A 24,210-nucleotide genomic window follows, 5' to 3' on the forward strand; every position below is an offset into this window, starting at 1 on the left:
TTGGCGCCATGAGCAGCAGACGCGCGGTGGTCCTCGGCGGGACCGGCGGCATCGGGTCCCAGGTCGCCCGCGAACTCCTCGACCTCTCGGGTCGGGGTGGGGACGACTGGGCCGTCGAGATCGTCTCGCGGCACGGCGGTCCCGTCGCCGACGACCTCGTCGCCGCCGGTGCGCTGGCCCGCCCCGGCGACCGACGGGACACCGCGCTGCTGCGGGACCTGCTGCGGCCGGGGGCGGACCTGCTCGTCGACACCGTCGGCGTGACCCGGGACGACGCCCTGCAGCTCGCGCCGTTCCTGGACGACGTCGGCTCGACCGTGTTCGTGTCGTCGAAGGCCGTCTACGTCGACGAACAGGGGCGGCACGCCAACTCGGTCGACAAGCCCGTGTTCGGCGGCGCGGTCACGGAACTCCAGCCGACGATCGCGCCGGGCGACGGCGACCCGACCTCCCGCGACGGGTACGCCGCGGCGAAGGTCGCGGCCGAGCAGGTGCTGCTCGACCACGGCGCACCGGTCACCGTCCTCCGCCCGTCCAGGGTGTACGGCATCGGGATCGGACGACCCCGCGAGTGGTTCGTGGTGCGGCGGGTCCTCGACGGACGGGAGCGGATCCTGCTCGCCGACCAGGGGCGCAGCGTCGACCACACGACGGCCGCGTCCGGCATCGGCTCGCTCGTCCGGCTGGTCGCGGAGGCCCCGGACCGCCGGATCCTCAACGTCGCGGACGAGACCGCCCCGACCGCGCTCGAGATCGTCCGCACGGTCGCCGGACACCTCGGGCACACGTTCGACGAGGTCCTGCTCGGCGAGGACGCACCGGCGTTCGTCGGACTCACGCCGTGGTCCACCCCGTCCCCGTCCGTGCTCGACACGACCGCGGCCCGGGCGCTCGGATGGGTCCCGCCGCGGTTCGCGGAGGCGGTCCGGTCGGAGGTCGACTGGCTCGTCGAGACCGCTCACCGGACCCCCGCGGACGGCGACGTCCCGTGGGCCGACGACCCGTTCTGGGACCGGATGTTCGACTACGGGCCGGAGGACGCGGCGCTCGCGCTGCTGTCGTTGGGGCTCGGCTGAGCGGCTCGCCCTCCACGGGACGGCCTGGAGGCCCGCCCACACAGGCCGGGCGGGGCACGCTGGGTGCATGAACGACAACCGGCTCGGATCCGCGGTCAGCCCGTACCTCCGCCAGCACGCCACCAACCCGGTGGACTGGCGGGAGTGGGGAGCCGAGGCGTTCGCCGAGGCGCGCGAGCGGGGCGTCCCCGTCCTGGTCTCGATCGGGTACGCCACCTGCCACTGGTGCCACGTCATGGCCCGGGAGAGCTTCTCCGACCCGGAGGTCGGCGAGCTGCTGCGGCGGGACTTCGTCGCGGTCAAGGTCGACCGTGAGGAACGCCCGGACGTCGACGCGAGCGCGATGGCCGCCGCGAGCGCCTTCACCGAGCAGCTGGGCTGGCCGCTGACGGTCTTCATGACGCCGGATGCGCAGGTCTTCTACGCCGGCACCTACTACCCGCCGCAGCCGGTCGGGCAGCACCCGTCGTTCCGTCAGGTCACGGCCGCGGTGCTCGACGCATGGCGGGACCGTCGGCAGGAGGTGGACGCGAACGCGTCGGCCATCGCGCGGGCGATCCGGCAGGGTGCGGAAGCGGACGCGGCCTCCGCGCAGGCGGGGCACACCGACGGAGCCGGCTCGGGCCTCCCGTCCGTCGACGCGATCCGCGGGGTCGTGACCGACCTCGAGCGGGCGGAGGACGCCGAGTACGGCGGCTTCGGGGGTGCACCGAAGTTCCCGAACGCGCCGCTGTTGGAGTTCCTCCGCGATGCCGCCGCCGACGGGGTCGAGCCGGCCGGCGGTCTCCTCCGCCGCGCGCTGGGCGCCATCGCCGGGTCGGAGCTGACCGACGCGGACGGCGGTGTCTTCCGGTACGCCACGCGCCGCGACTGGTCCGTCCCGCACTACGAGCGGATGCTCTACGACAACGCCGGGCTGCTCGCCGTCGCCGACCCCGCTCGTGCCCGCGGCATCGCCGACTTCCTGCGCGACACGCTCCGGCGGCCGGACGGCGCGTTCGTCGCCGCCCAGGACAGCGAGTCGACGATCGACGGTCGACGGGTGGAGGGCGAGTGGTACCGCCTGCCCCTCGACGAACGCACCCGGCTCGAGCCACCACCGCTCGACGACCAGGTCCTGACCGGGTGGAACGGCCTGGCGGTCCGAGGATTGGTGTCAGCCGGAGCGCGAAGCGGGGACGACGAGATGATCGACCTCGCTCGTGCCGCGGCGGACGCGGTCATCGCCGCACACCTCCGGGACGGGCACGTCACCGTCCGCTCGAGCTCGGGTGCCGGTACGTCGGCGGCGGCGCCGACCCTGGAGGACCTCGGGCTGTTCGCCGAGGGGCTCCTCGAACTCGCGCTCGCGACGGGCGAGCTGCGCTACGCGACGATCGCCCGGACGCTCGTCGACGACGGCCTGTCCGGTGCACTCGAGGTCGACCCGGTCCTCGCCGCGGCCGGGACGGCGACCGGCGAGCAGCCGCAGACCGCGCTCCGGTCGGGGACCGTCGCGCTCGCGAGCGCGGCTGCGGTCCTCGCCGCCCTGACCGGGGACGACGATCGGCGGACCGCTGCGGCACGGCTCATCGCCGACCGCGCGCGGACCGGAGTGGATCGCCCGCTCGGGCACGCCGACGCCCTCGGACTCGCGCTCGCCCTGCAGCGTCCCTCGCGCGAGGTCGTCCTCGTCGCCGACGACCGGTCGGTGCCCGAGGTGACAGCGATGCTGCGCGCCCTCCGGTCCACACGTCGGCCCGGGACGATCACCGCGGTGCTGACGCGCGCGCAGGCGGCCGAGTGGGCGGAAGCCGGGTTCACGCTCATGGAGGGACGGGACACCGCGGACGGCGTGACCTACGTCTGCCACGACCGCGTCTGCGCCCTGCCGGCACGCACCGCCGACGAGCTCGCGGCGCAACTCGTCTGATGGTGTACCCGCCCGGGCGGTATCCTGGAATGCTCATGTCGAATCCCCCCGTCATCACGTACCCGCCGGAACTGCCCGTCTCGCAGCGGCGCGACGACATCGCCGCTGCGATCCGCGACAACCAGGTCGTCATCGTGGCCGGGGCGACGGGTTCGGGCAAGACGACGCAGCTGCCGAAGATCTGCCTGGAACTCGGACGCGAGAACATCGGCCACACGCAGCCCCGCCGCATCGCCGCGCGCACGATCGCCGAGCGAGTGGCCGACGAGCTCGGCGGTGAGCTGGGCGGCCTGGTCGGGTACCAGGTGCGCTTCACCGACAAGGTGAGCGCGAACACCCGCATCAAGCTGATGACCGACGGCATCCTGCTGAACGAGATCCACTTCGACCGGGACCTCGAGCGGTACGACACGATCATCATCGACGAGGCGCACGAGCGGTCCCTCACCATCGACTTCCTGCTCGGGTACCTCAAGCGACTCCTCCCCCGCCGGCCCGACCTCAAGCTCATCATCACGAGTGCCACGATCGACCCGGAGTCGTTCTCACAGCACTTCGGCGGCGCCCCGATCGTCGAGGTGTCCGGGCGCACCTACCCGGTGGAGATCCGCTACCGGCCGCTCGTCGCCGACGAGGACGCCGCTGGCGACGACGAGGACGAGGACGAGTTCGACGAGCGTCCTGCCGGCACCCGACCGGCGACGTCGAAGGGCGGCGCCGCGGGCCGCACCGGGAGCCCGACGGCTGGCGATGACCGGGACCCGCTGCAGGGCATCACGGACGCGCTGGACGAACTCGCCCGCGAGGACCCGGGCGACGTCCTCGTGTTCCTGTCCGGCGAGAACGAGATCCGCGACGCCCAGGACGCCATCGAGGGCAAGCACTACCCGGGAACCGAGGTCCTGCCGCTGTACGGGCGGTTGTCCGCAGCCGACCAGCACCGGGTGTTCCAGCGCTCGACGACGCCGGGCGTCCGCCGTCGGGTGGTGCTCGCGACGAACGTCGCCGAGACGTCCCTGACGGTCCCCGGCATCAAGTACGTCATCGACACCGGGACGGCCCGCATCTCGCGGTACTCCCCCCGCGCCAAGGTGCAGCGACTGCCGATCGAGGCGATCTCGCAGGCGTCCGCGAACCAGCGCTCCGGTCGAGCCGGCCGCACGAGCGCGGGCATCGCGATCCGCCTGTACTCGGAGGACGACTTCGACCGTCGTCCCGAGTACACCGACCCGGAGATCCTCAGGACGAACCTGGCCGCCGTCATCCTGCAGATGATCTCCCTCGGCTTCGGTGACATCGAGTCGTTCCCGTTCCTGCAGCCGCCGGACTCGCGCGGCGTGAAGGACGGCCTCGACCTGCTGCGCGAATTCCGCGCCGTCGACACGGCCGGCGCCATCACGAAGACGGGCAAGCAGCTGACGCGGCTGCCGATCGACCCCCGCCTGGGTCGGATGGTGCTCGAGGCGAGCCGGCAGGGCGTCGGCCGGGAGGTCATCGCCATCGTCTCGGCCCTGAGCATCCAGGACCCGCGTGAGCGTCCACTCGAGAAGCGCGCGCAGGCCGACCAGCTGCACGCGCGCTTCGCCGACCCCACCAGCGACTTCCTGACCCTGCTCGGCCTCTGGAACCACCTGGAGGAGAAGCAGGAGGAACTGTCCTCGAGCGCGTTCCGCCGGATGTGCAAGGCGGAGTTCCTCAACCACCTCCGCATCCGCGAGTGGCAGGACCTGTACCGCCAGCTCTCGCGGGCGGCGAAGCAGGTCGGGATCCACGTCGGCAAGGAGCGCAAGGACGACCCCGACTCGGTCCACCGCGCGTTGCTCGCCGGGCTCCTCAGCCAGATCGGCCTGCGCGACCGTGAGAAGCGCGACTACCTCGGTTCGCGGAACACCCGCTTCGTGGTGTTCCCGGGCAGCGTGCTCGCGAAGAAGCAGCCGGACGCGGTGATGGCCGCCGAACTCGTCGAGACCAGCCGTCTGTTCGCCCGGACCGTCGCACGCATCGACCCAGCGTGGGTGGAGCCCCTGGCGGGTGACCTGCTCAAGCGCACCTACGGCGAACCGCACTGGGAGAAGAAGCAGGGCGCGGTCGTGGCGTTCGAGCGCGTCACGCTGTTCGGTGTGCCGATCGTCCAGCGACGCCGGGTGCAGTACAACCGGATCGACCCGGTGCACTCGCGGGAGCTGTTCATCCGGCACGCCCTGGTCGAGGGTGAATGGGATTCGCAGCAGGCGTTCGACCGCGCGAACCGGAAGCTCCGGCGTGAACTCGAACAGCTCGAGGAGCGGACCCGACGGCGGGACATCCTGCTCGACGACGAGACGGTCGTCGAGTTCTACGACGCCCGCATCCCCGCCGAGGTCGCCACGACCCGCGACTTCGAAGGCTGGTGGCGCAGGACGCGCCGCGACCAGCCCGACCTCCTCACGATGCGCCGCGAGGACCTCCTCGACGAGTCCGCCGCATCCGCCGCTGAAGACGACGCCGAGTACCCGACCCAGTGGCGGAGCGGCGACCAGCGCCTCGCCGTCCGCTACCGCTTCGAGCCCGGCGCCGAAGACGACGGCGTGAGCGTCCAGGTGCCGCTCGCCGTCCTGCCGCGCATGCGGGAAGAGGGCTTCGACTGGCAGGTCCGCGGGCTCCGGAAGGAACTCGTCACCGCGCTCATCAAGGCGCTGCCGAAGCAGATCCGCAAGAACGTCGTCCCGGCCGCGGACTGGGCGGAGAAGATCGTCGCCGAGCTGCCGGACGACGCCCCGACGACGCCGACCGAGAGCTTCCGCGCGACCCTGGCGAAGACGATCCAGCGGCTCGTGCACGTGCCCGTCTCCGAGTCCGACTTCGACATGTCGCGGGTGCCCGCGCACCTGTTGCCGACGTACGCGGTCGTCGACGAACGCGGACGCCGGGTCGAGGCCGGCAAGGACCTCGCCGCCCTGCAGACCAAGCTCAAGGACCGCACGCAGCAGAGCGTCGCCGCCGCCACGCAGCGGCAGGGCCGGCCGGGAGGCTCGTCCCGGGTCGCGGACGCCGGCTCGGGCCGCCGCATCGAACGGTCCGGCCTGACCGCTTGGCCGGACGAGGACCTGCCCGAGGTGCTCGACACGAAGCAGGCCGGTGGGGTCATCCGCGCCTACCCGGCACTCGTCGAGGAGGGCAGCGGGCCGAAGGCAACCGTCGGCGTGCAGCTCCTCGCGACGCCGGGAGACCGCGCCGTCCAGATGCCCGCGGGGGTGCGGCGACTCGTCATGCTCGCTGTGCCGTCCCCCGTCTCCTACATCCAGCAGCACCTCACCGCGCAGGAGAAGCTCGCCCTCGCCGCGAGTCCCTACCCGTCCACGTCGGCGCTGTTCGACGACGTCCTGGCCGCCGTGGTCGACGCCGGGATCCGCCGGACCCACCCGGACGGTCTCGTCTTCACCCGGGCAGCGTTCGAGCAGGTCCGGGATGCGGTCTCCGCGACGGTCGTCGACACGATGTTCACCGCCGTGTCCGAGGTCGCGGCCGTCCTGACGGCGCAGCGGAACGCCGAGCGGGCGCTGAAGCAGGCGACGAACATGGCGCTGCTGCCGGCCCTGTCGGACATGCGCCAGCAGATGGAACGCTTGGTGTCCGCCGGGTTCGTCTCGGTCGCCGGACTCGACCGGCTGCGGCGCATCCGCGTGTACCTGCAGGGCATCGAGGCCCGGGTGACCAAGCTCCTGCAGAACCCCGGCCGGGACGCCGGGTGGATGCGCGAGGTCACCGGCGCGACCGATCGCTACGTCGAGGCCGGGGGCGCGTTCCCACCGGTCGTGGGGTCGCACCCGGAGCTCGTGCACGCCCGGTGGATGCTCGAGGAGTTCCGCCTCAGCCTCTTCGCGCAGGAGCTCGGCACCGCCGAGACCGTCTCCCTGCAGCGGATCACGAAGGCCCTCACCGCGGCCTCACGCTGACCGGAGGACGGCTCCTGCCCACGAGGACTACGGTGACCGCCATGATCGGCTCACTCGACGTCGTCGTCCTCGACTGCCCGGACCCCGCGGCCCTCGCCCGCTTCTACGCCGAGCTCCTCGGGGGCGTCGTCGAGGAGACCGAGACGCTCACTCCGGACGACGAGTGGGTGGAGGTCACCCTGCCGTTCGCCGGGCACCGCCCCCTGCTCGCCTTCCAACGGGTCGACGACTACCGAGCGCCGGTGTGGCCCGGGCAGGACGTGCCGCAGCAGGCCCACCTCGACGTCAAGGTCGACGACCTCGACGCGGGCGAGCGAGCCGTGCTGGCAATCGGAGCGGCCGCGACCGGCGAGGGGACGGACACGTTCCGCGTCTACCTCGACCCGGCCGGGCACCCGTTCTGCCTGGTCCGACCGCAGGACTGACCGCGAGCCGTCAGCCGACCTGCTCGGAGCCCGTACCGGTGCCTGCATCGGCATCGGCATCGGCATCGGCATCGGCCGCGTCGGCGTCGGCGGCGGGTTCGACCGCGAGCCCCTCGACGACCTCGACCCGGGGCAACGCGGCGAGCACCGCACCGGGCAGGAACAGCTTCGCCCCGCGCACGCCCGCACCGATGACGACCTCGGGCGCCTCGAGCACCCGTGCGTCGACGTACACGGACCAGTCGGCGGGCAGCCCGATCGGGGTGATCCCGCCGTACTCCATGCCGGTGCGCTCCACGGCGTCCTCCATCGGCGCGAAGCTGACCTTCCGGGCGCCGAGCAACCCCTTCACGGTGCGGTTCACGTCGAGCTTCGTGGAGGCGAGCACGACGCAGGCCGCGTACGTCACGGTGTCACCCCGCTTGCCCGCGACGACGATGCAGTTCGCGCCGCCCGCGACCGGGAAGCCGTACGCCTCGGAGAACGCCGCGGTGTCGGCGAGCTCGGGGTCGATCGGCGCGGCCTCGATGCGTTGCAGCACCTCGAACGGCAGGGCGACCAGGGCCTCCGCGACCGGGATGGCGATCGAGCCGGTGGCGAGCAGGACGGGCATGCGGTTCAGCGTGGGCATCCCCCCACCCTAGGGACGGGAACCACCGCGACTGGTCAGGAGTCGACCCGTCCGCAGCGGACAGCCCGTGCGGACGCCCGGGGACGCACGGGCACCCGCGCCCGGTAGCCTCGCGACATGGGGGAGGAACCACGAGTCCATCGGCCGGACCGGTGGCGTGTGCTGCGCGACGTCCTCATCGCGGTGCCGCCCGGCATCGAGACCGTCGTCGTCATCGTCGGGCTCGTGGCGTCGATCGATGCGCCGTACGAGAGCGAACGAGCCTGGGCACCGTGGGCGTGGCCGGCGCGGGCGACGCTGTGCACCTTCCCGCTCGCCCTCGTCGCGGTGGCCGTCGCGGTCGGTCTCCGTCGGGTCCCCGGTCGGACCGCTGCGATCTGGCTCGCGGCCGCCTCCGCGGCGCTCGGGGTCCTCCCGTTCGTCGTCGCGGTCCAGATCGCCCTGCGCGCGGTCTGACGACCGGCGCCCGGTCCCCGCGCAGACCCCGCGACACCCCCACGCCGACGCCCACAGCTGGACACCCACCCCGAGGGCGATGGAGCCCGCTGTCAGCCCGCCGGTCGCCATCGGCAGCGCTGCTTCCGCGCCACCCAGGGCGGGCGGCCGGCGGGCGCTCCGCGCTGAGCGACACCGTTCGCAGACCGTAGCCCGAGGGCCGTCGCCAGGCGCGGACCGTGCAGGGGACACGACGGACGGGAGGCCCGCGACCGACTGGTCACGGGCCTCCCGTCCGACGCACCGCGCTCCCCGCGGTGGGCGTCTCCGGCTGGTTCCCCGTCAGCCGACGACCTCCCAGGTGACCAGTCGCGCGTCGCGGGTGGTCACCTCGTGGACGGGCCCCTCGACCGCGATCCGCGCTCGCGGAGTCGCCGTGCCGGGCAGCGTCCGGGCCGCGATCGCCCGTTCGTTGACGATCGCGCCGCCCGTCGAGGCGTCGACGTCCGCGACCGAGGCGGAGGCCGCCGCGTGCGAGCCGACCCACACCTCCACGTCACCGGGCTCGACGATCCGGACCATGCGCCGGTCGCTGAACGCCAGACGCGTGGTGGGCACCGTGAACGCGAGCCGGACGGTCTCCCCCGCGTCGAGGTCGACACGTGCGTAGCCGAGCAGCTGCACGACGGGCCGGGTGACCGAGCCGTGGACGTCGTGCCCGAAGAGCTGCACGACGTGCCCACCCGCGACCGAGCTGGTGTTCGTCACGGTGACGCTCGCGGTGAAGGTGCCCCCGGCCTGCACCGAGCCGTCGACGACCAGGTCCGAGTACGCGAAGGACGCGTACGACAGGCCGAAGCCGAACGGCCGGACCGGCGTGGAGTCGGTCGCGGTGACGTCCGACGGACCGCCGAGCACCGGGTGCAGGTACGAGTACGGCTGCGCCCCCGCGGACCGGGGCAGCGAGACCGGCAGGCGACCGGAGGGGTTCACCCGCCCGGTGACGACGTCGGCGATCGCGAGTCCGCCGCCCTCGCCGGGGAAGAACGCCTGCAGCACCGCCGCCGGACGGGGCTGGTCCCCGTCGAGCGCCCAGCTGATCGCGTACGGGCGGCCGGTGAGGAGCACCAGGACGACCGGCGTGCCGGTGGCGACCACGGCCTCCACCAGGTCGCGCTGCACGCCGGGCAGGTCGAGCGACTCGGAGTCGTTGCCCTCGCCGACGGTGCCGCGCCCGAAGAGGCCGGCCTGGTCGCCGACGACGACGACGGCGAGCTCGGCGTCGGCAGCGGCGGAGACGGCAGCGGCGATGCCGGTCCGGTCCTCCCCCTCGACCGTGCAGCCCTCGACGACACGGACCGATGCGCCGGCGAGCGCGTCGGTCAGTGCCTCGGCCACGGTCGGGATGGAGAACCCGAGCGGCAGCCCGGGGTGCGCGGCCAGGACGTGGTTCGCGAACGAGTAGCAGCCCTGCAGGGCCTCGGCCCGGTCGGCGTTCGGGCCGATGACCGCGACGGAGCGCGGTGTCCGCCGGACCGGGAGCACGCCGTCGTTGGCGAGCAGCACGACGGATTCCTCGGCGAGCCGTCGGGCGAGGGCCTGGTGCCGCGGCGAGTCGAGGTCGACCCCGGTGGGCGGCTCGTCCTCGTACGCGTCTGCGTCGAGCAGGCCGAGCGCCTCCTTCTGCGCGAGCGCACGGAGGACGGCACGGTCGACGAACGCCTCGTCGAACTGCCCGGACCGCACCCGGTCGACGAGCGGCTGCAGGTACGCGTCACCGGTGGGCAGCTCGACGTCGATGCCGGCCTCGAGGGCGAGCGCTGCCGCTTCGCCACGGTCGGCGGCGACGGCGTGCATGACCTCGAGGAAGGCGACAGCGAAGTAGTCCGCGACGACGGTGCCGTCGAAGCCGAGCTGCTCACGGAGCACCCCGGTCAGGTACTCGGGGCTGGCCGCCATCGGGACACCGTCGGTCTCGGTGTACGAGTTCATGACCGAACGGGCGTTCCCGTCGAGCAGTGCCATCTCGAACGGCGGCAGGAACACGTCGCGGATCTCCCGCGGCCCGGCGGACACCGGTCCGTGGTTCCGTCCACCCCGCGATGACGAGTAGCCGAGGAAGTGCTTCAGCGTGGCGTGCACACCGGCGTCCTGCAGTCCGCGGACGTAGGCGGTGCCGACGGTCCCGACGAGGTACGGGTCCTCGGCGATGCACTCGTCCACCCGGCCCCAGCGGGGGTCCCGGATGACGTCGAGCACCGGGGCGAGGCCCTGGTGGATGCCGAGTTCGCGCATCGAGTCGCCGATGGCGCGGCCGACCTGCTCGACGAGCTCCGGGTCGAACGACGCACCCCACGCGAGCGGGGTCGGGAAGGTCGCGGCCTTCCACGCGGCGAGCCCGGTGAGGCACTCCTCGTGCACGAGCGCGGGGATGCCGAGGCGGGTCTCCCGCTTCAGGCGCCGCTGCTCCTGCCAGAGCCACGCGGCTCGCTCCTCGGCGTCGACCGGTCGGGTCCCGTAGACGCGGGTGTAGTGCCCGATGCCGTCGCGGGTGACCTCCGGCAGGGTCGCCTGGGCGTCCTGCGCTGCCGCCATCTCGCCCTGCATGGGGGCGACGACGCCGTTCTGGTCGAGCCAGTAGCCGACGATCTGCGCCGCCTTCTCCTCGAGGGTCATCCGGGCGAGCAGGTCGCGGACGCGGTCGCTCACCTCGGGGACGGCCGGGAGGCCCGGGGTCGGGTCCGCCAGGTCGGTCCGGGCCGCGCCGACGGCGCGGTCCCCCGACGTGTGCCGGGGCTGGTTCGTGATCGTCATCCCTTGACCGCCCCGGTGAGCCCGCCGACGATCCGACGCTGGAAGATCGTGAAGAACACGAGGGCGGGGATCATCGACATGGACGTGAATGCGAGCACCTTGGCGGTGTCGACCGAGTACTGCGACGAGAACGCCTGCACACCGAGCGGCAGGGTGTAGCTGCCCTCGTTGTTGAGGATGAACAGCGGCAGGATGTAGCTGTTCCAGCTGGCGATGAACGCCAGGATGCCGACCGTCACGACACCGGGCAGGGACAGCGGCACGATCATCCGGAAGAAGAAGCCGAGGCGGCTGGCGCCGTCGATGGACGCGGCCTCCTCGAGCTCGTCGGGGATGGCCCGGAGGAACGGCACCAGGATGATGACCGTCGTCGGCAGGGCGAAGGCGATCTGCGGGAGGATCACGCCGGCCAGGCTGTTCGTGAGACCGAGGTCCTTGATGAGCAGGTACAGCGGCGTGATCGCGACGGTGATCGGGAACATCAGGCCGGCGGCGAACAGGGCGTAGAGCGCGCCGCGGCCGGCGAACCGGTAGCGGGCGAGCACGTAGCTCACCATCAGGCCGAGCACGACGACACCGGCGGTGGTGGCGACGGCGCTGATCGTCGAGTTGCCGAGCTCACGCCAGAAGATCGAGCTGCTCAGCACCGAGCCGTAGTTGCCGAGTTCGAACGGCGCCGGCAGACCCGCCGGGCTCGTGGTGATCTGCGAGTTCGTCCGGAACCCGCCCAGCACGATGTACAGCACCGGGGCGAGGTTGGCGGCGACGAACAGGATCGCCACGACGTAGGTGAGCGGGTTGGCGCGACCGATGGCCGCGCTCGACCGACGCTCCCGCGTCGCCCGTCGCCCGGGGGCGACGATGCTCGTGGTGGCCATCACTTCTTCCTCTCGGTGATCGCGCCCGCGGTGTCCCGGCGGAGCACGAAGTGCTGGTAGATCAGCGCGACGGCCAGGGAGATGACGAACATCACGACGGCGACCGCGCTGCCGAAGCCGAAGTTCCCGGAGTTGCGCCCGTTGCCGACCATGTACGTGGCCATCGTCGAGGTGCCGGCGGTCGAGGCGATGTACTGCCCCCAGATGATGTAGACGAGGTCGAACAGCTGGAGCGAGCCGATGATGGACAGGAACGCCCAGATGCGGATCGTCGGGCCGAGCAGCGGCAGGGTGATGCGACGCTGGATCTGCCAGTAGCCGGCACCGTCGATAGCGGCCGCCTCGAACAGCTCCTCGGGGATGCTCTGCAGACCGGCGAGGAACAGGATCACCGCGAAGCCGATGTACTTCCACGAGATGATCACGAGCAGCGTCCAGATGGCGATGTCCGGGTTGGACAACCAGTCCGCCCGCAGGCCGCCGAGGCCGATCGTCTGCAGCATGTCGTTGACGGCGCCGTTGGACTGCAGGAGCAGGCTCCACCCGGTGCCGACGATGACCTCGGAGATGACGTACGGCACGAAGACGAGCACGCGGACGAGTCCGCGGCCGTGCATCTTCTGGTTGAGCAGCAGTGCGAGCACGATGGCGATCGGCCCCTGCAGCACCAGGGAGAGCACGACGATGAAGCCGTTGTGCATGAGGACCGAGTGGAAGGCCTGGTCCTGGAAGATGATGAGGTAGTTCTGCAACCCGACGAAGTCGGTGGGCGGGCCGTAGCCCTGCCACTTGAAGAACCCGTAGTACGCCGCCATGGCGACGGGCAGGATGACGAACGTCACGAAGACGATCACGGCGGGACCGGCGAGGACGGCGATCTCCGCGCGCTGCCGCCAGTCCGCGAGCCGCTTGGCGGGCCGACGCCCGGCGGGGCGCGGTGCGCTGGACGCACCGCTCCCCGCCGGCGTGGACCCCGCGGCGCCGTCCGACCCGGTGGCCGGGGTCGTGCCGAGCGAGGTGTTGAGGGTCATGGTCAGCCCTTGGCCGCAGCCTGGTTGGTGGTGGTGACGATGTCCTTCGCGGTCCCCTTGCCGGCGAGGACGTCCACGACGCTGGTGTTCAGCGCGTTGCCGACGTTCTGGCCGTACAGGGTGTCGAGGTACTGCGAGACGAACGGGGCTTCCTTGTAGGCGGCCAGGGCCGACTTCAGGTACGGCTCCGACACGACGGACTGTGCGTCCTGGTTGACGGGGATCGCCTGGAAGGCCTTGTAGTAGCCCTCCTGGTTGTCCTTCTGCACGATGAAGTTGAGGAAGTCGGTGCACGCCTTCTTCGGGGCCTGCGCGGTGCAGGAGTAGCCGTCGACGCCACCCATCATCGACTTCGGGTCACCCTTGCCACCCTCGACCGCGGGGAACGGGAACCAGCCGAGGTCGGGCAGCGGCTTGGCGTCCGGGGTGAGCGAGGAGATCACGCCCGGGTCCCACGCGCCCATGAGTTCCATGGCCGCCTTGTGGTTGGCGAGCAGACCCGCGGAGCTCCCCGCGCCCTGCTGGGCGGCGGTGGTCAGGAAGCCCTTGTTGAACGGCTTCGTGTCGTTGAAGTCCTCGAGCTGCTTGCCGGCTTCGGTCCAGCACTTGTCGTCGAACTTCAACGACTCGGCGGCACCGGTCAGGGTCTTCTCGCTGCAGGCGCGGAGGGCGAAGTTGTAGTACCAGTGCGCGGCCGGCCAGGCGTCCTTCGCACCGACGGCGACGGGGTCGACACCCGAGTCCTTGAGCTTGGCGATGTCCTCGTTGAGCTCGTCCATCGTGGTGGGGGTGCCCTCGATGCCGGCCTTCTCGAAGAGGTCCTGGCTGTACCAGATGCCCTCGGGGAGCACGGCGACGGGCATCGCGTAGGTGCCGTCCTTCGCGTCGTAGCCCGAGAAGGTCCCGGCGCTGATCGACTTCTTCGCGTCGGCGCTGATCGAGTCCTTGATGTCGAGCAGCTGCCCGGCGTTGATCATCGCGTTGAGCTTGCCGCCACCGCGCTGCAGGAACACGTCGGGGCCGTCGCCGGAGTTGAGCGCGGTCTGGAGCTTGCCGTCCAGGTCCTCGTTCTGGATCGCCTGGATCTTGACCGTCACGTTCGGGTTCTTCGCCTCGAACGCCTTGACGGTGTCCTCCCAGTAGGCCTTGCCGGGGCCGGTGGTGGAGTTGTGCCAGAAGGTCATCGTGACCTTGCCGTCGCCGTCGTCGGCGGCTCCGCCGCTCGAGCAGCCCGTGGCGAGCAGTGCGGTGCCGGCTGCGATGGCGATGGCCGCCGCGAACCTGTTCTTCCTCGTCATTGTGGAGTCCCTCGGTAGTCGTCGTTGACATGCGACCGCGAGGCCGCAGGGAGAGCATGCACGGCCGTCCGAGCCGCTGTCAATCGATTTCGATAACGATTTCTGTCCGGTGCGCGGCGTGGACGGCCGATGTCGCGCTCCATGCCTCGGACTCGGTCGTGGCGTGCCGGACGGAGCCCGTGGACGAGTACGGTGTCGACGTGGATGCCATCGCCCGTCCTGCTCCCCTCCCGGGGCGGACCACCATCAGCGATGTCGCGCGAGCCGCCGGCGTCTCGGTGCCGACCGTCTCGAAGGTCATCAACGGGCGCGACGGTGTCGCCGCCGCCACCTCGCAGCGGGTGCTCGCCGTGATCGAGTCACTCGGGTACGAGAGCTCCCTCGTCGCCCGGAGCCTCCGGCGCAGCCGCACCGACGTCATCGGCATCCTCGTCACGGAGTTCGAGCCGTTCTCCACCGAGCTCCTCAAGGGCATCTCGTCGGCCGCCGACGGCACGGGCTACGAACTGCTCGCCTACGCCGGACTCGTCAGCGGGGAGGCCCGGCCAGGCTGGGAGCGCCGGTCGCTCTCCCGCCTCGCCGGCACCCTGATCGACGGCGCGATCGTCGTCACGCCGACCACGCTCATGGCGAGCACGCCGATCCCGGTCGTCTCGATCGACCCGCACACCGGACCCGAGGGCCACGCGGCCATCGACTCGGACAACATCGGCGGGGCCCGAGCGGCGACCGAGCACCTCATCGGCCTCGGACACCGCCGGATCGCACACATCCGGGGTCGAGCGGACCTGGCGTCGGCCGAACTCCGCGAGATCGGCTACCGGCAGTCGCTCGAGGCCGCGGGCATCCCGTTCGACCCGGACCTGGTGTGCGTCGGCGACTACCAGACCACGGTCAGCGCCGAGGTCGCCCGCGAGCTCCTCTCGCGCCCGGACCGTCCGACCGCGGTCTTCGCGGCGAACGACAGCTCGGCGATCGGGGTGCTCCAGGTGGCGGGCGAACTCGGACTCCGGGTGCCGCAGGACCTCTCGGTGGTGGGCTTCGACGACGTGCCGCAGGCCGCGAACGCCACTCCCCCGCTGACGACCGTCGCCCAGCCGCTGCACGACCTCGGCGCCGAGGCCCTTCGGATGCTCCTCGAGCTCCTCGGCGGGCGGGACGTCCCCGCGCACGTGCAGCTGCCGGCGTCGCTCGTGGTGCGTGCGAGCACCGCGCCACCGCCCGGCGCGTGAGACGGCACTCGGCGCGCGGGACGCCGCCGAGTGCGTGAGACCCCGGGCGCGGCCCCGGGCACGGAGGACGCCGCCGGACGCGGAAGACGCCCCCGGGCACGGAGGACGCCGCCGCATCCCGCGGCGTCTCGCCTGGTCGGCGGCGTCGTCGGCAGACGGGGGTGTCTCGCCCCCGCCCCGCGCGCTGGACAGGAGGCCCGGTGCCCGACCGAGCCGCCCCTCCCGTCCCGGCATCCTCGGCGCGCGAGACACCGGCGTCTGCGCACGACGCCGCCCTGCCCGCGAGACGCCGCCACTTCCGGCGGCGTCTCGCCTGGCCAGGGGCGTCTCGCCTGGCTAGCGGCGTCTCGCCTGGCCAGGGGCGTCTCGCGTCGGCAGCGGCGTCCGTCGGCAGACGGGGGCGCCCCGCCTCCGCCCGCGCGCAGGACGGGAGACTCGGTGCCCGACCGAGCCGCGCCTCCCGTCCGGTGTCCTGACACGCGAGACGCCGGCGTCCGTGCACGACGCCGCCCCATACGCGAGACGCCGCCGCTTCCGGCGGTGTCCCGCCCGGCCAGGGGCGTCTCGCGTCGACAGCGGCGTCACACCTGGTCAGCGGTGCCGCCGGCAGACGGGGGCGTCCCGCGGACGGGCGACGACGTCGCACACACCCCTCGAGTCCGCGAGCCGGACCTGATACGTTGCCGCTCACAACAAATCGGGAGGCCGTCGATGGCGACGCACCAGGACACAGCACACCGGACCGGCGAGGCGGTCGTCACCGTCACCGACGCGGACGGCGCTCCCGTCGCGGACGCCGACGTCCGAGTCGAGCAGCGGCGGCACGCGTTCGGCTTCGGCAACATCGGCTTCGACTTCGTCGGGCTGGCGAACGGCGAGCCGGACGTCGGGACGCCGGAGCTCGCGGACCTGTGGCTCGACGTCTTCAACACCGCGACCCTGCCGTTCTACTGGGGCCGGTTCGAGCCGGAGCGCGGGCAGCCGGACACCGGTCGACTCCAGCGCACCGCCGGGTGGTTCCGCGACCGAGGCGTCGCGACGAAGGGACATCCCCTCGTCTGGCACACCGTGCAACCGGACTGGCTGCTCGGCCTGGGGAACGACGAGGTCGAGCGCCTGCAGCGCGAGCGGATCCGCCGGGAGGTCAGCGACTTCGCCGGGCTGGTGGACACCTGGGACGCGATCAACGAGGTCGTGATCATGCCGCACTTCGCGAACGGCGACAACGCGATCACGCCGCTCGCACTGGCACGCGGCCGCCTGGCGATGATCCGGATGGCCGTCGAGGAAGCCCGCACCACGAACCCCGCCGTCACCCTGCTGCTCAACGACTTCGACCTCTCGGACGCCTACGAGTGCCTGATCGAGGGCGTCCTCGAGGCGGGCATCCGCATCGACGCGATCGGGCTGCAGACCCACATGCACCAGGGCTACTGGGGTGAGGACACCATGCTCGCGATGGTCGACCGGTTCGCCCGGTACGGCCTGCCGCTGCACCTGACCGAGACGTCACTCGTGTCCGGCGAGCTCATGCCCGCGCACATCGTCGACCTCAACGACCACGTGGTCGACTCGTGGCCGTCGACGCCCGAGGGCGAGGCACGCCAGGCGGACGAACTCGAACGGCACTACCGCAGCCTGGTCGGGCACCCGGCCGTCGAGGCGATCACCTACTGGGGCATCACGGACGAGGGAGCGTGGCTGGGCGCACCGATCGGGCTCGTCCGGCCCGACGGCACCCCGAAGCCGTCCTACGACGCCCTCCGTCGGCTGGTGAAGGACGAGTGGTGGACACCGCCGACCACCCTGCGCACCGACGACGCCGGGCGGGTGGTGTTCCGCGGGTTCCGCGGCGAGTACGCCGTCCGCGTCGGGGCACAGGAGACCACCGTCACCGTCGGCGACGACGGCCCGGCGCAGGTGCAGGTCCGCACCGTCGGCTGACGGCCGCGCTACGGTGCTGTCATGCGAGCGACCGTGCGGGACGTGGCCGCCCTCGCGGGGGTGTCGCCGAAGACGGTGTCCAACGTCGTCAACGGCGGTGTCGTCGTGCGCCCGGAGACGCGGGCCCGGGTGGAGGCCGCGGTCGCCGAACTGGCGTACGTGCCGAACCTCTCCGCCCGTGGCCTCCGCAACGGCCGGACCGGCGCCATCGCCCTGACGCTGCCGGAACTCGCCAGCGCGTACTCGGCGGACCTCGCGCGGTGGTTCGTCGAACTCGCGCACGACCGAGGGCTCGTCGTGCAGCTGGAGCAGACCGCCGACGACCCGGAACGGGAGCGCGAACTGGTGTCCCGCGCGCGGGCGCACCTGGTGGACGGACTCGTGCTCAACCCGGTGTCGCTCAGCGCGAGCACCCTCGCGAACACCGAGGGGTTGCCGCCGACGGTCGTCATCGGCGAGGTCGAGCCCGAGCAGGTCGACCAGGTGCACGTGGACAGCCGAGCAGCGGCGCGGGAGGTCACCGCGATGCTCCTCGACCGAGGGCACCGGCGCATCGCCGTGGTCGGGGCACCACGGCGCGACGGGGTCACCGCGACGGCGCGGCTGCGGCAGCTCGGCCACGACGACGCGGTCGGCGGCGCACACCTGCACGTGGACCCGGCGCTGCGGGTGCCGCTCCCCGAATGGACCACCGCGGCCGCCGCCACCGCCTTCGCCACCTGGCTCGACGGGAACCCCCTGCCCGACGCCGTGTTCGCGTTCACGGACTCGATCGCGTTCGGCGTGCTGCACGTCCTCGCAGCTCGGGGTGTGCGGGTGCCCGAGCAGGTGAGCGTCGTCGGGTTCGACGACGTCGACCAGGCCGCGTTCGCGATCCCCGCGCTCACCACGGTGTCGTTCGGCCGTCGGGCCTTCGCGGACGCCGCCCTCGACCTGTTGGAGCGGCGGATCGCCGACCGGGAGGCACCGGTCCGGACGGTCGTCGTGCCGCACCGGATCGTGGAGCGCGCGAGCGTCGCCACCCGCTGACGAACGGGCCCCGGAGGAGTGGGCACTGGAGGAGTGGGCACTGGAGGAGTGGGCGCCGGCGGAACGGACCCCAGTGGGAGCAGCACGCCGCGGGACACGACGCCGCGGGACCGAGCAGATCGCCCGCTCAGTCGCCGTCCGCCGCGCGCAACACCGCGACGGCGGTCCGCCGGTCGGCGAGGATCCGGAAGTGCCCGCCGAGTTCGAGCCGCACGTTCTCCGCGCCGGCGAGCTCACACCCACCGGGGATGAGCGTGTCGTACACCCCGTACACCGAGGTGATGCGGCTGTTCGCGTCCAGCTCCCGCGCCAGCCCGGCGAGCACCGGGTCCGCCGCCCGGAAGACCCGGAGGTGCCGCACGGGCGCGAGCACCGCGTACTTCGAGCCGGCGAACGGCGTCGACACGGCGACCATGCGGTCGATCCGCCCGTGCGGATCGAGTCGGGTCATCGCGTACTTCCCGATCAACCCGCCCTTGCTGTGCGCGACGACGAGGACGTGCTGCAGGTCGTGCTCGTCGAGGTACGCCATGACCGCCTCCGCCGACACCGGGACGGGTCGGACGTTGTGGCGCAGGTCGATGAGCACGTGTACGGGATGGCCGCGGTCGTGCAGGACGTCCATCAGGGGACGCATGAAGTGCCACGTCTCGTACACGCCCGGGATGACGACGACGGCCTGCCGGTCGCCGGTCCGGTAGTCGTCGGCCGTGGTCGGGCCGAGGCTCCGGACCTGCCACACCCCGGCGTAGAGCCAGTCGAGCAGTGCCCACCGCACGCGTCGGAGGAGGCCGACCCGGACGGGAGGCCCACCCGCCGACACGTCGATCGGCGCACCCGGGTGCGGGGTCGGGCCGGTCACAGCACCACTCCGTCGCGCGCCGACTCGAGCGTCTGGACCCGACGGAACTCGTCCACCAGTCGGGCGACGGCGACCGGCTGGTGTTCCTGCACGTGGTGCGGTCCGGGCAGTTCGACGAGGGCACCGCGCGTGGCGGTCTCCGCGAGCCGCACGGCCCAGTCGTGCTTCGCGACCGGGTCCTGCGCACCGCGGATGACGAGCACCGGGACGGTCAGGGCCCGGACGCCGTCGGTCATCCGGAAGTTGCGCATCGGCCGGAGTTCGCGGAGGTACTGGGGCATGCTCCGGAGGTAGTCCGAGAGGACGATCGCGTTCATCCGGGCGCCCTCGAGCAGGACGTCCACGCCGAGTGCGGCGGCGAGCCGGACGAGGGAGCGGCGGCGGTCGTCGACGACCGGACCGACGAGGACGACGGAACTGACGACGTCGGGGTGACGGAGGGCGGCCTCGACGGCGATCTGCGTGCCCATCGACTGTCCCAGGACGACGACGTCCCCCGCTCCACGGGCGGTGACCGCGCGCACGACGAGGTCGGCGTACTCGTGCTCCTCGAACCGACGGCGGCCGTACGGCAACCCGCCGAACCCGGGCAGGTCGACCGACACGGTCCGGTGCGTCCGGGACAGCGCCGTCTGCACCCGGTGGAAGGACCGGTGCGACATCCCGATGCCGTGCACGAGCACGACCGTGGGGGCGAACGAGTCCCGCACCCGACCGGCCGGCGCCATCGTCCGCAGCCGGACGGGGTGTCCGTCGACCTGGACGGTCTCCACCAGTGCACGCATCCCCCGACCCTATGCCGACCGGGCCGCAGCGCCTGGGAACCGTTCCGCTGCCGGGCTCCAGGCGCTACCCTCGCCCACATGCGGAAGGTCACTGCGGGACTGTTCACCTCGGTCGACGGCGTCGTGCAGGACCCGTACGAGTTCCAGTACGACAGCTTCGACGACGAGCTCGGTGCCGCGATGACCGCGTGGATGGCGGCCACCGACACGGTGCTGCTCGGTCGGAACAGCTACCTGGAGTGGTCGGAGTGGTGGCCGGCGCACGCCGACGACCCCTTCGGCCAGTGGATCAACCCCATCGAGAAGCACGTCGCGTCGACCACCCTCGGCGACGACCTGGCGTGGGAGAACAGCACCCGGATCCCCGGCGACGTGCCGGCGTTCGTCCGCGAGCTGCAGCGACGGGACGGAGCCGACATCGCCGTGTGCGGCAGCGTCACCCTCGTCCGGAGCCTGCTCTTCGCCGGGGTGCTCGACGAGCTGCAGCTGATGGTGCACCCGGCGATCGCCGGACACGGTCGGAAGCTGTTCGAGCCGACGGACCCGCCGACGCGGCTCCGCCTGGTCGCGAACGCTGTGACGAGCAAGGGGAACGTGCTGAGCACCTACGGGCGGTTCGACGCCTGACGGCGACGATCCGCGCCTCGCGGCTCTTGTCCGGAGCGTGGACAGCGGGTCTGCCTGATCGGCGTACCCTTCTGGGTGGCCCAGACCGCACGACCCCCGGAGCTCACCATGCCGCAGGACACCCGCCCGCACGTCGTCGTCGTCGGCGGCGGATTCGCCGGGATCGCCGCGATGCGCGAGCTCAAGGACGCACCGGTCCGGGTGACCCTCGTCGACCGGCACGTCTACAACATGTTCCAGCCCCTCATGTACCAGGTGGCGACCGGCGGGCTGAACGCCGGTGACGTGACGTACTTCCTCCGCAGCCTCCGCGCACGCCAGGCGAACGCGGACTTCCGGCACGGGCTGCTCACCGGCATCCGGCACGACGAGCGCATCGCCGAGATGTCCGACGGCGAGCACCTGCACTACGACTACCTGATCCTGGCCAACGGCGTGAACACGAGCTACTTCGGGACGCCCGGCGCCTACGAGTACGCGTACTCGATGTACTCCCGCTCCCAGGCCCTGCGCATCCGGGACGAGCTCTTCACCCGCCTGGAGCAGGCCGCGGCGAAGCAGGGTCCGGACGAGATCCGCGTCGTCATCGTCGGCGGCGGTGCCACCGGCGTGGAGATGGCCGGTGCGCTCGCGGAGCTCCGCGACCAGGCGCTCGTCGGCGCCTACCCGGAGATCGAACGCGGCAACATCTCGATCACGCTCGTGCACCGCAGCGGCGAGCTCCTCAAGCCGTTCGCCCCGCGCCTCCGCCGGTACGCGGCCAAGATCCTCCGCAAGCGCGGTGTCGTGCTGCGGCTCAACGCCGGTGTCGAGGAGGTCCTGCCCGACGGCGTCCGCCTGGCCGGCGGCGAGGTCATCCCGGCGTCGCAGGTCATCTGGGCGACCGGTGTCGCGGCGCACAAGGAGGTCGGCAACTGGGGCCTGCCGCAGACGCACGGCGGACGCATCCAGGTGAACGACGACCTCAGCGTGAAGGGGGTCGAGCGGATCTTCTCGGCCGGGGACATCGCAGCGCAGGACGATGCCCTCGCCCAGCTCGCCCAGCCGGCGCTGCAGGGCGGCAAGCACGTCGCCGAGCAGATCAAGCGACTCGTCGCCGGCAAGCCGACCGAGCGCTTCAAGTACTTCGACAAGGGCACGATGGCGACGATCGGCACGAACGCCGCCGTCGCCCAGCTCCGTGGCGGCATCACGATGGTCGGGCCCGTGGCCTGGGCCGCGTGGGTGTTCGTGCACATCACGAGCTTGCTCGGCAACGGCAACCGCATGTCGACGCTGACCCACTTCTTCGTCCGCTACGTCTGGTTCATGCGGAAGCGCTCGATCCCGATCGTCGGCGACGTCCGACCGGTGCGCCCGAACGGCGACCGCGAGCCGGAGCACTGGCAGCTGCAGAAGGCGGAGTAGCGCCCCGCGCGACCACGGACCGGACGGGAGGTCCGTCACCAGCGGGTGACGGACCTCCCGTCCGCCGTCCGGCCCGGTCCGTGCGGTCAGGGAACCGCGCGCTCAGTTCCGTGCGGCCGTGTAGGCGCCGGCGGCGATGTCCTCGAGCAGGGTCGGTCCGGTCGGCTGCCAACCGAGGAGATCCCGAGTGGCCGTCGACGTCGCGGCCATCTCCATCGCGTAGAACGGTCCGACGAAGCCGAAGTGGTCGACCGCCTCGGCCGGCTCGATCGTCGTCACCGGCACGCCCAGGGCGTCACCGATCGCTCGCGCGATGTCCCGGGTCGGCACGGCGTCCTCTGCGGTGACGTGCATCCGAGTGCCCGCCGGTGCACCCTCGAGGCCGAGTCGGACCAGGCGCGCGGCGTCCGTGCGGTGGACCGCAGCCCAGCCGTTCGACCCCTCGCCGATGATCGCGGCGGCCCCGTGCCGACGGGCGGCCTCGGTGATGAGCGAGACGAAGCCGGAGTCGCCGGAGCCGTGGACGGTCGGGGCGAAGCGCGCGATCACGGTCCGGACGCCCTGGTCGACGAAGTCGAGCGCACGGTTCTCACCACCGCCGCGCATGGAGTGCGGACCGACGGCCGGGTTCGGGTCCGCCTCGGTCGCGGCCCGGTCGCCGGCCAGTCGGGCCACGCCGGACGCGACCACCAACGGTCGCTCGCTGCCCACGAGCGCTTCGCCGAGGGTCTCGACGGCGGCGCGCTCGGCAGCGTCGCTGATTTCGGGGTGCGCGAAGTCGTGCTTGTTGGCGAGGTGGACGACGCCGTCGGCGGCATCGGCCCCACGGCGGAGTGCCTCGAGGTCGTCGAGGTCGCCGCGGAGGACCTCGGCGCCCTTCGCCTGGACGGCCGCGGCTGAGGTGTCGGACCTGGCGAGCCCGGTGACGCGGTGGCCGGCGGTGAGGAGCTCGTCGACGGTGGCGGAGCCGATCCAGCCGGAGGCTCCGGTGACGAACACGTGCATGGTGGTGCCCTTCTCATTGATGTCAGTTGCTGACATCAAGTCGGTACACCCGATGTCAGGCGCTGTCATCATGATCGGTCCGTCGGTACACTCGGAGGATGGCGAGATGGCAACCGGGCACGCGGGAGCGCCTCCAGTCGACGGCTCTGGAACTGTTCCTCGACCGGGGCTTCGAGGCCACGACGGTCGCCGACATCGCCCGTGCCGCTGACGTCACCGAGCGGACCTTCTTCCGGCACTTCGCCGACAAGCGCGAAGTCCTGTTCGCGAGCCAGGACGCCTTCATCGGGCTGTTCGTCGGACCCGTCGAGGACGCCCCGGCCGACATCCCGCCGATCGAGCTCATCGCACGGGCGCTCGACGGTGCCGGCTCGTTCTTCCCCGACGACCGCCGCGAGTGGTCCCGCCGCCGGCAGACCGTGATCGACGCCGAACCCGCTCTCGGCGAGCGCGAACTCGCGAAGCTCTCCGGTCTCGGACGCAGGCTCGCCGAGGTCCTCCGCGGGCGGGGCGTCCCCGAGCCGGCCGCTACCCTGCTGGCGCAGTCCGGTGTGACGGTGTTCCACCTGGCCTTCGCGCAGTGGATCGCCCCGGGCGAGACCCGCACCCTGCCGGAACTCGCGACCGAGCGGCTCGACGCACTGGCCGCGTCGATGGTTCGACAGCAGGCCTGACAGGCCGGAGCCGGTTCATGGACAGCGGGAGCACACTGGGACGATGACCCGGATCGCACCCCCGACGGACACCGTGCCCGTCGTCGCGCCGTCCGTACCCGCCGCGGCCGCGCCCGTGGCGGCCCCGCCAGCTCCGGCGTCGCCGCCGGGTCGCGCCCTCGCGCTGGACGGCCTCCGGACCGTCGCGATCGTCATGGTGGTCCTGTACCA

General features: G+C 72.1%; 19 protein-coding genes. 11 read left to right on the forward strand and 8 right to left on the reverse strand.

Annotated elements, in window-relative coordinates:
- Positions 1-8: 8 nt before the first annotated feature.
- The 4 genes from DEJ32_RS10655 (at position 9) to DEJ32_RS10670 (ending at position 7,348) form a co-directional block, all read left to right on the forward strand.
- A complete protein-coding gene (locus DEJ32_RS10655; protein WP_110901269.1) occupies positions 9-1,076 on the forward strand; it encodes an NAD(P)-dependent oxidoreductase in 1,068 nt (355 codons plus the stop codon).
- Positions 1,077-1,143: 67 nt separating this feature from the next.
- Complete coding sequence (locus DEJ32_RS10660; RefSeq protein WP_110901270.1) at positions 1,144-2,988, forward strand: thioredoxin domain-containing protein; 1,845 nt, start codon at positions 1,144-1,146, stop codon at positions 2,986-2,988.
- Positions 2,989-3,023: 35 nt separating this feature from the next.
- Entirely contained in the window at positions 3,024-6,923 is a 3,900-nt protein-coding gene (gene hrpA, locus DEJ32_RS10665; protein WP_110901290.1) for an ATP-dependent RNA helicase HrpA, read from the forward strand.
- A 41-nt stretch (positions 6,924-6,964) separates the two neighbouring features.
- Entirely contained in the window at positions 6,965-7,348 is a 384-nt protein-coding gene (locus tag DEJ32_RS10670; RefSeq protein WP_110901271.1) for a VOC family protein, read from the forward strand.
- 10 nt (positions 7,349-7,358) lie between these two features.
- On the opposite strand, the gene DEJ32_RS10675 is transcribed toward DEJ32_RS10670, so the two are convergent.
- A complete protein-coding gene (locus tag DEJ32_RS10675) occupies positions 7,359-7,979 on the reverse strand; it encodes a YbaK/EbsC family protein (protein WP_110901272.1) in 621 nt (206 codons plus the stop codon).
- 117 nt (positions 7,980-8,096) lie between these two features.
- Here DEJ32_RS10675 and DEJ32_RS10680 point away from each other — a divergent pair, with 117 nt between their 5' ends.
- On the forward strand, positions 8,097-8,435 hold the full coding sequence (locus DEJ32_RS10680) for a hypothetical protein (RefSeq protein WP_146234137.1): 339 nt from the start codon (positions 8,097-8,099) through the stop codon (positions 8,433-8,435).
- A 321-nt stretch (positions 8,436-8,756) separates the two neighbouring features.
- On the opposite strand, the gene DEJ32_RS10685 is transcribed toward DEJ32_RS10680, so the two are convergent.
- Genes DEJ32_RS10685 through DEJ32_RS10700 form a run of 4 tightly spaced genes read right to left on the reverse strand, consistent with a single transcriptional unit; the run spans position 8,757 to position 14,435 of the window.
- Complete coding sequence (locus DEJ32_RS10685) at positions 8,757-11,228, reverse strand: glycoside hydrolase family 3 N-terminal domain-containing protein (protein WP_110901274.1); 2,472 nt, start codon at positions 11,226-11,228, stop codon at positions 8,757-8,759.
- Complete coding sequence (locus tag DEJ32_RS10690) at positions 11,225-12,106, reverse strand: carbohydrate ABC transporter permease (protein ID WP_110825959.1); 882 nt, start codon at positions 12,104-12,106, stop codon at positions 11,225-11,227. The genes DEJ32_RS10685 and DEJ32_RS10690 overlap by 4 nt, the downstream gene beginning before the upstream one ends.
- A complete protein-coding gene (locus DEJ32_RS10695) occupies positions 12,106-13,137 on the reverse strand; it encodes a carbohydrate ABC transporter permease (RefSeq protein ID WP_110825958.1) in 1,032 nt (343 codons plus the stop codon). Before DEJ32_RS10695 ends, DEJ32_RS10690 begins: the two co-directional genes overlap by 1 nt.
- Before the next feature lie 2 nt (positions 13,138-13,139).
- Positions 13,140-14,435 (reverse strand): ABC transporter substrate-binding protein, encoded by a 1,296-nt coding sequence (locus DEJ32_RS10700; protein ID WP_110825957.1) that lies wholly within the window; start codon positions 14,433-14,435, stop codon positions 13,140-13,142.
- A 200-nt stretch (positions 14,436-14,635) separates the two neighbouring features.
- Here DEJ32_RS10700 and DEJ32_RS10705 point away from each other — a divergent pair, with 200 nt between their 5' ends.
- From DEJ32_RS10705 to DEJ32_RS10715, 3 genes are all read left to right on the forward strand, one after another.
- A complete protein-coding gene (locus DEJ32_RS10705) occupies positions 14,636-15,667 on the forward strand; it encodes a LacI family DNA-binding transcriptional regulator (RefSeq protein ID WP_258369006.1) in 1,032 nt (343 codons plus the stop codon).
- Positions 15,668-16,378: 711 nt separating this feature from the next.
- Entirely contained in the window at positions 16,379-17,611 is a 1,233-nt protein-coding gene (locus DEJ32_RS10710) for an endo-1,4-beta-xylanase (protein WP_110901276.1), read from the forward strand.
- Between the two features lie 21 nt (positions 17,612-17,632).
- On the forward strand, positions 17,633-18,640 hold the full coding sequence (locus DEJ32_RS10715; RefSeq protein ID WP_110901277.1) for a LacI family DNA-binding transcriptional regulator: 1,008 nt from the start codon (positions 17,633-17,635) through the stop codon (positions 18,638-18,640).
- Between the two features lie 127 nt (positions 18,641-18,767).
- Here DEJ32_RS10715 and DEJ32_RS10720 read toward each other — a convergent pair whose 3' ends face one another.
- Entirely contained in the window at positions 18,768-19,502 is a 735-nt protein-coding gene (locus DEJ32_RS10720) for a triacylglycerol lipase (protein ID WP_258369007.1), read from the reverse strand.
- Positions 19,499-20,287: an alpha/beta fold hydrolase gene (locus DEJ32_RS10725; protein WP_110891248.1), complete on the reverse strand. Its 789-nt coding sequence runs from the start codon at positions 20,285-20,287 to the stop codon at positions 19,499-19,501. The genes DEJ32_RS10720 and DEJ32_RS10725 overlap by 4 nt, the downstream gene beginning before the upstream one ends.
- Positions 20,288-20,365: 78 nt before the next feature.
- Between DEJ32_RS10725 and DEJ32_RS10730 the strand changes: the two genes are divergently transcribed.
- A complete protein-coding gene (locus tag DEJ32_RS10730) occupies positions 20,366-20,914 on the forward strand; it encodes a dihydrofolate reductase family protein (protein WP_110825952.1) in 549 nt (182 codons plus the stop codon).
- 75 nt (positions 20,915-20,989) lie between these two features.
- On the forward strand, positions 20,990-22,321 hold the full coding sequence (locus DEJ32_RS10735) for an NAD(P)/FAD-dependent oxidoreductase (protein ID WP_258368264.1): 1,332 nt from the start codon (positions 20,990-20,992) through the stop codon (positions 22,319-22,321).
- 102 nt (positions 22,322-22,423) lie between these two features.
- Here DEJ32_RS10735 and DEJ32_RS10740 read toward each other — a convergent pair whose 3' ends face one another.
- Complete coding sequence (locus DEJ32_RS10740) at positions 22,424-23,362, reverse strand: SDR family oxidoreductase (protein ID WP_258369008.1); 939 nt, start codon at positions 23,360-23,362, stop codon at positions 22,424-22,426.
- A gap of 62 nt (positions 23,363-23,424) precedes the next feature.
- Between DEJ32_RS10740 and DEJ32_RS10745 the strand changes: the two genes are divergently transcribed.
- Entirely contained in the window at positions 23,425-24,000 is a 576-nt protein-coding gene (locus tag DEJ32_RS10745) for a TetR family transcriptional regulator (RefSeq protein WP_110891250.1), read from the forward strand.
- The last annotated feature ends 210 nt before the right edge of the window (positions 24,001-24,210 follow it).

Source organism: Curtobacterium sp. MCPF17_046, assembly GCF_003224295.1.
Lineage (GTDB): Bacteria > Actinomycetota > Actinomycetes > Actinomycetales > Microbacteriaceae > Curtobacterium.

What these genes read in the sequence shown, in the direction of transcription:
- DEJ32_RS10655 (WP_110901269.1), top strand. Translation starts at nt 9, where the DNA reads ATGAGCAGCAGACGCGCGGTGGTCCTCGGCGGGACCGGCGGCATCGGG.
- DEJ32_RS10660 (WP_110901270.1), top strand. Translation starts at nt 1,144, where the DNA reads ATGAACGACAACCGGCTCGGATCCGCGGTCAGCCCGTACCTCCGCCAG.
- hrpA (WP_110901290.1), top strand. Translation starts at nt 3,024, where the DNA reads ATGTCGAATCCCCCCGTCATCACGTACCCGCCGGAACTGCCCGTCTCG.
- DEJ32_RS10670 (WP_110901271.1), top strand. Translation starts at nt 6,965, where the DNA reads ATGATCGGCTCACTCGACGTCGTCGTCCTCGACTGCCCGGACCCCGCG.
- DEJ32_RS10675 (WP_110901272.1), bottom strand. Translation starts at nt 7,979, where the DNA reads ATGCCCACGCTGAACCGCATGCCCGTCCTGCTCGCCACCGGCTCGATC.
- DEJ32_RS10680 (WP_146234137.1), top strand. Translation starts at nt 8,097, where the DNA reads ATGGGGGAGGAACCACGAGTCCATCGGCCGGACCGGTGGCGTGTGCTG.
- DEJ32_RS10685 (WP_110901274.1), bottom strand. Translation starts at nt 11,228, where the DNA reads ATGACGATCACGAACCAGCCCCGGCACACGTCGGGGGACCGCGCCGTC.
- DEJ32_RS10690 (WP_110825959.1), bottom strand. Translation starts at nt 12,106, where the DNA reads ATGGCCACCACGAGCATCGTCGCCCCCGGGCGACGGGCGACGCGGGAG.
- DEJ32_RS10695 (WP_110825958.1), bottom strand. Translation starts at nt 13,137, where the DNA reads ATGACCCTCAACACCTCGCTCGGCACGACCCCGGCCACCGGGTCGGAC.
- DEJ32_RS10700 (WP_110825957.1), bottom strand. Translation starts at nt 14,435, where the DNA reads ATGACGAGGAAGAACAGGTTCGCGGCGGCCATCGCCATCGCAGCCGGC.
- DEJ32_RS10710 (WP_110901276.1), top strand. Translation starts at nt 16,379, where the DNA reads ATGGCGACGCACCAGGACACAGCACACCGGACCGGCGAGGCGGTCGTC.
- DEJ32_RS10715 (WP_110901277.1), top strand. Translation starts at nt 17,633, where the DNA reads ATGCGAGCGACCGTGCGGGACGTGGCCGCCCTCGCGGGGGTGTCGCCG.
- DEJ32_RS10725 (WP_110891248.1), bottom strand. Translation starts at nt 20,287, where the DNA reads ATGCGTGCACTGGTGGAGACCGTCCAGGTCGACGGACACCCCGTCCGG.
- DEJ32_RS10730 (WP_110825952.1), top strand. Translation starts at nt 20,366, where the DNA reads ATGCGGAAGGTCACTGCGGGACTGTTCACCTCGGTCGACGGCGTCGTG.
- DEJ32_RS10740 (WP_258369008.1), bottom strand. Translation starts at nt 23,362, where the DNA reads ATGTCAGCAACTGACATCAATGAGAAGGGCACCACCATGCACGTGTTC.
- DEJ32_RS10745 (WP_110891250.1), top strand. Translation starts at nt 23,425, where the DNA reads ATGGCGAGATGGCAACCGGGCACGCGGGAGCGCCTCCAGTCGACGGCT.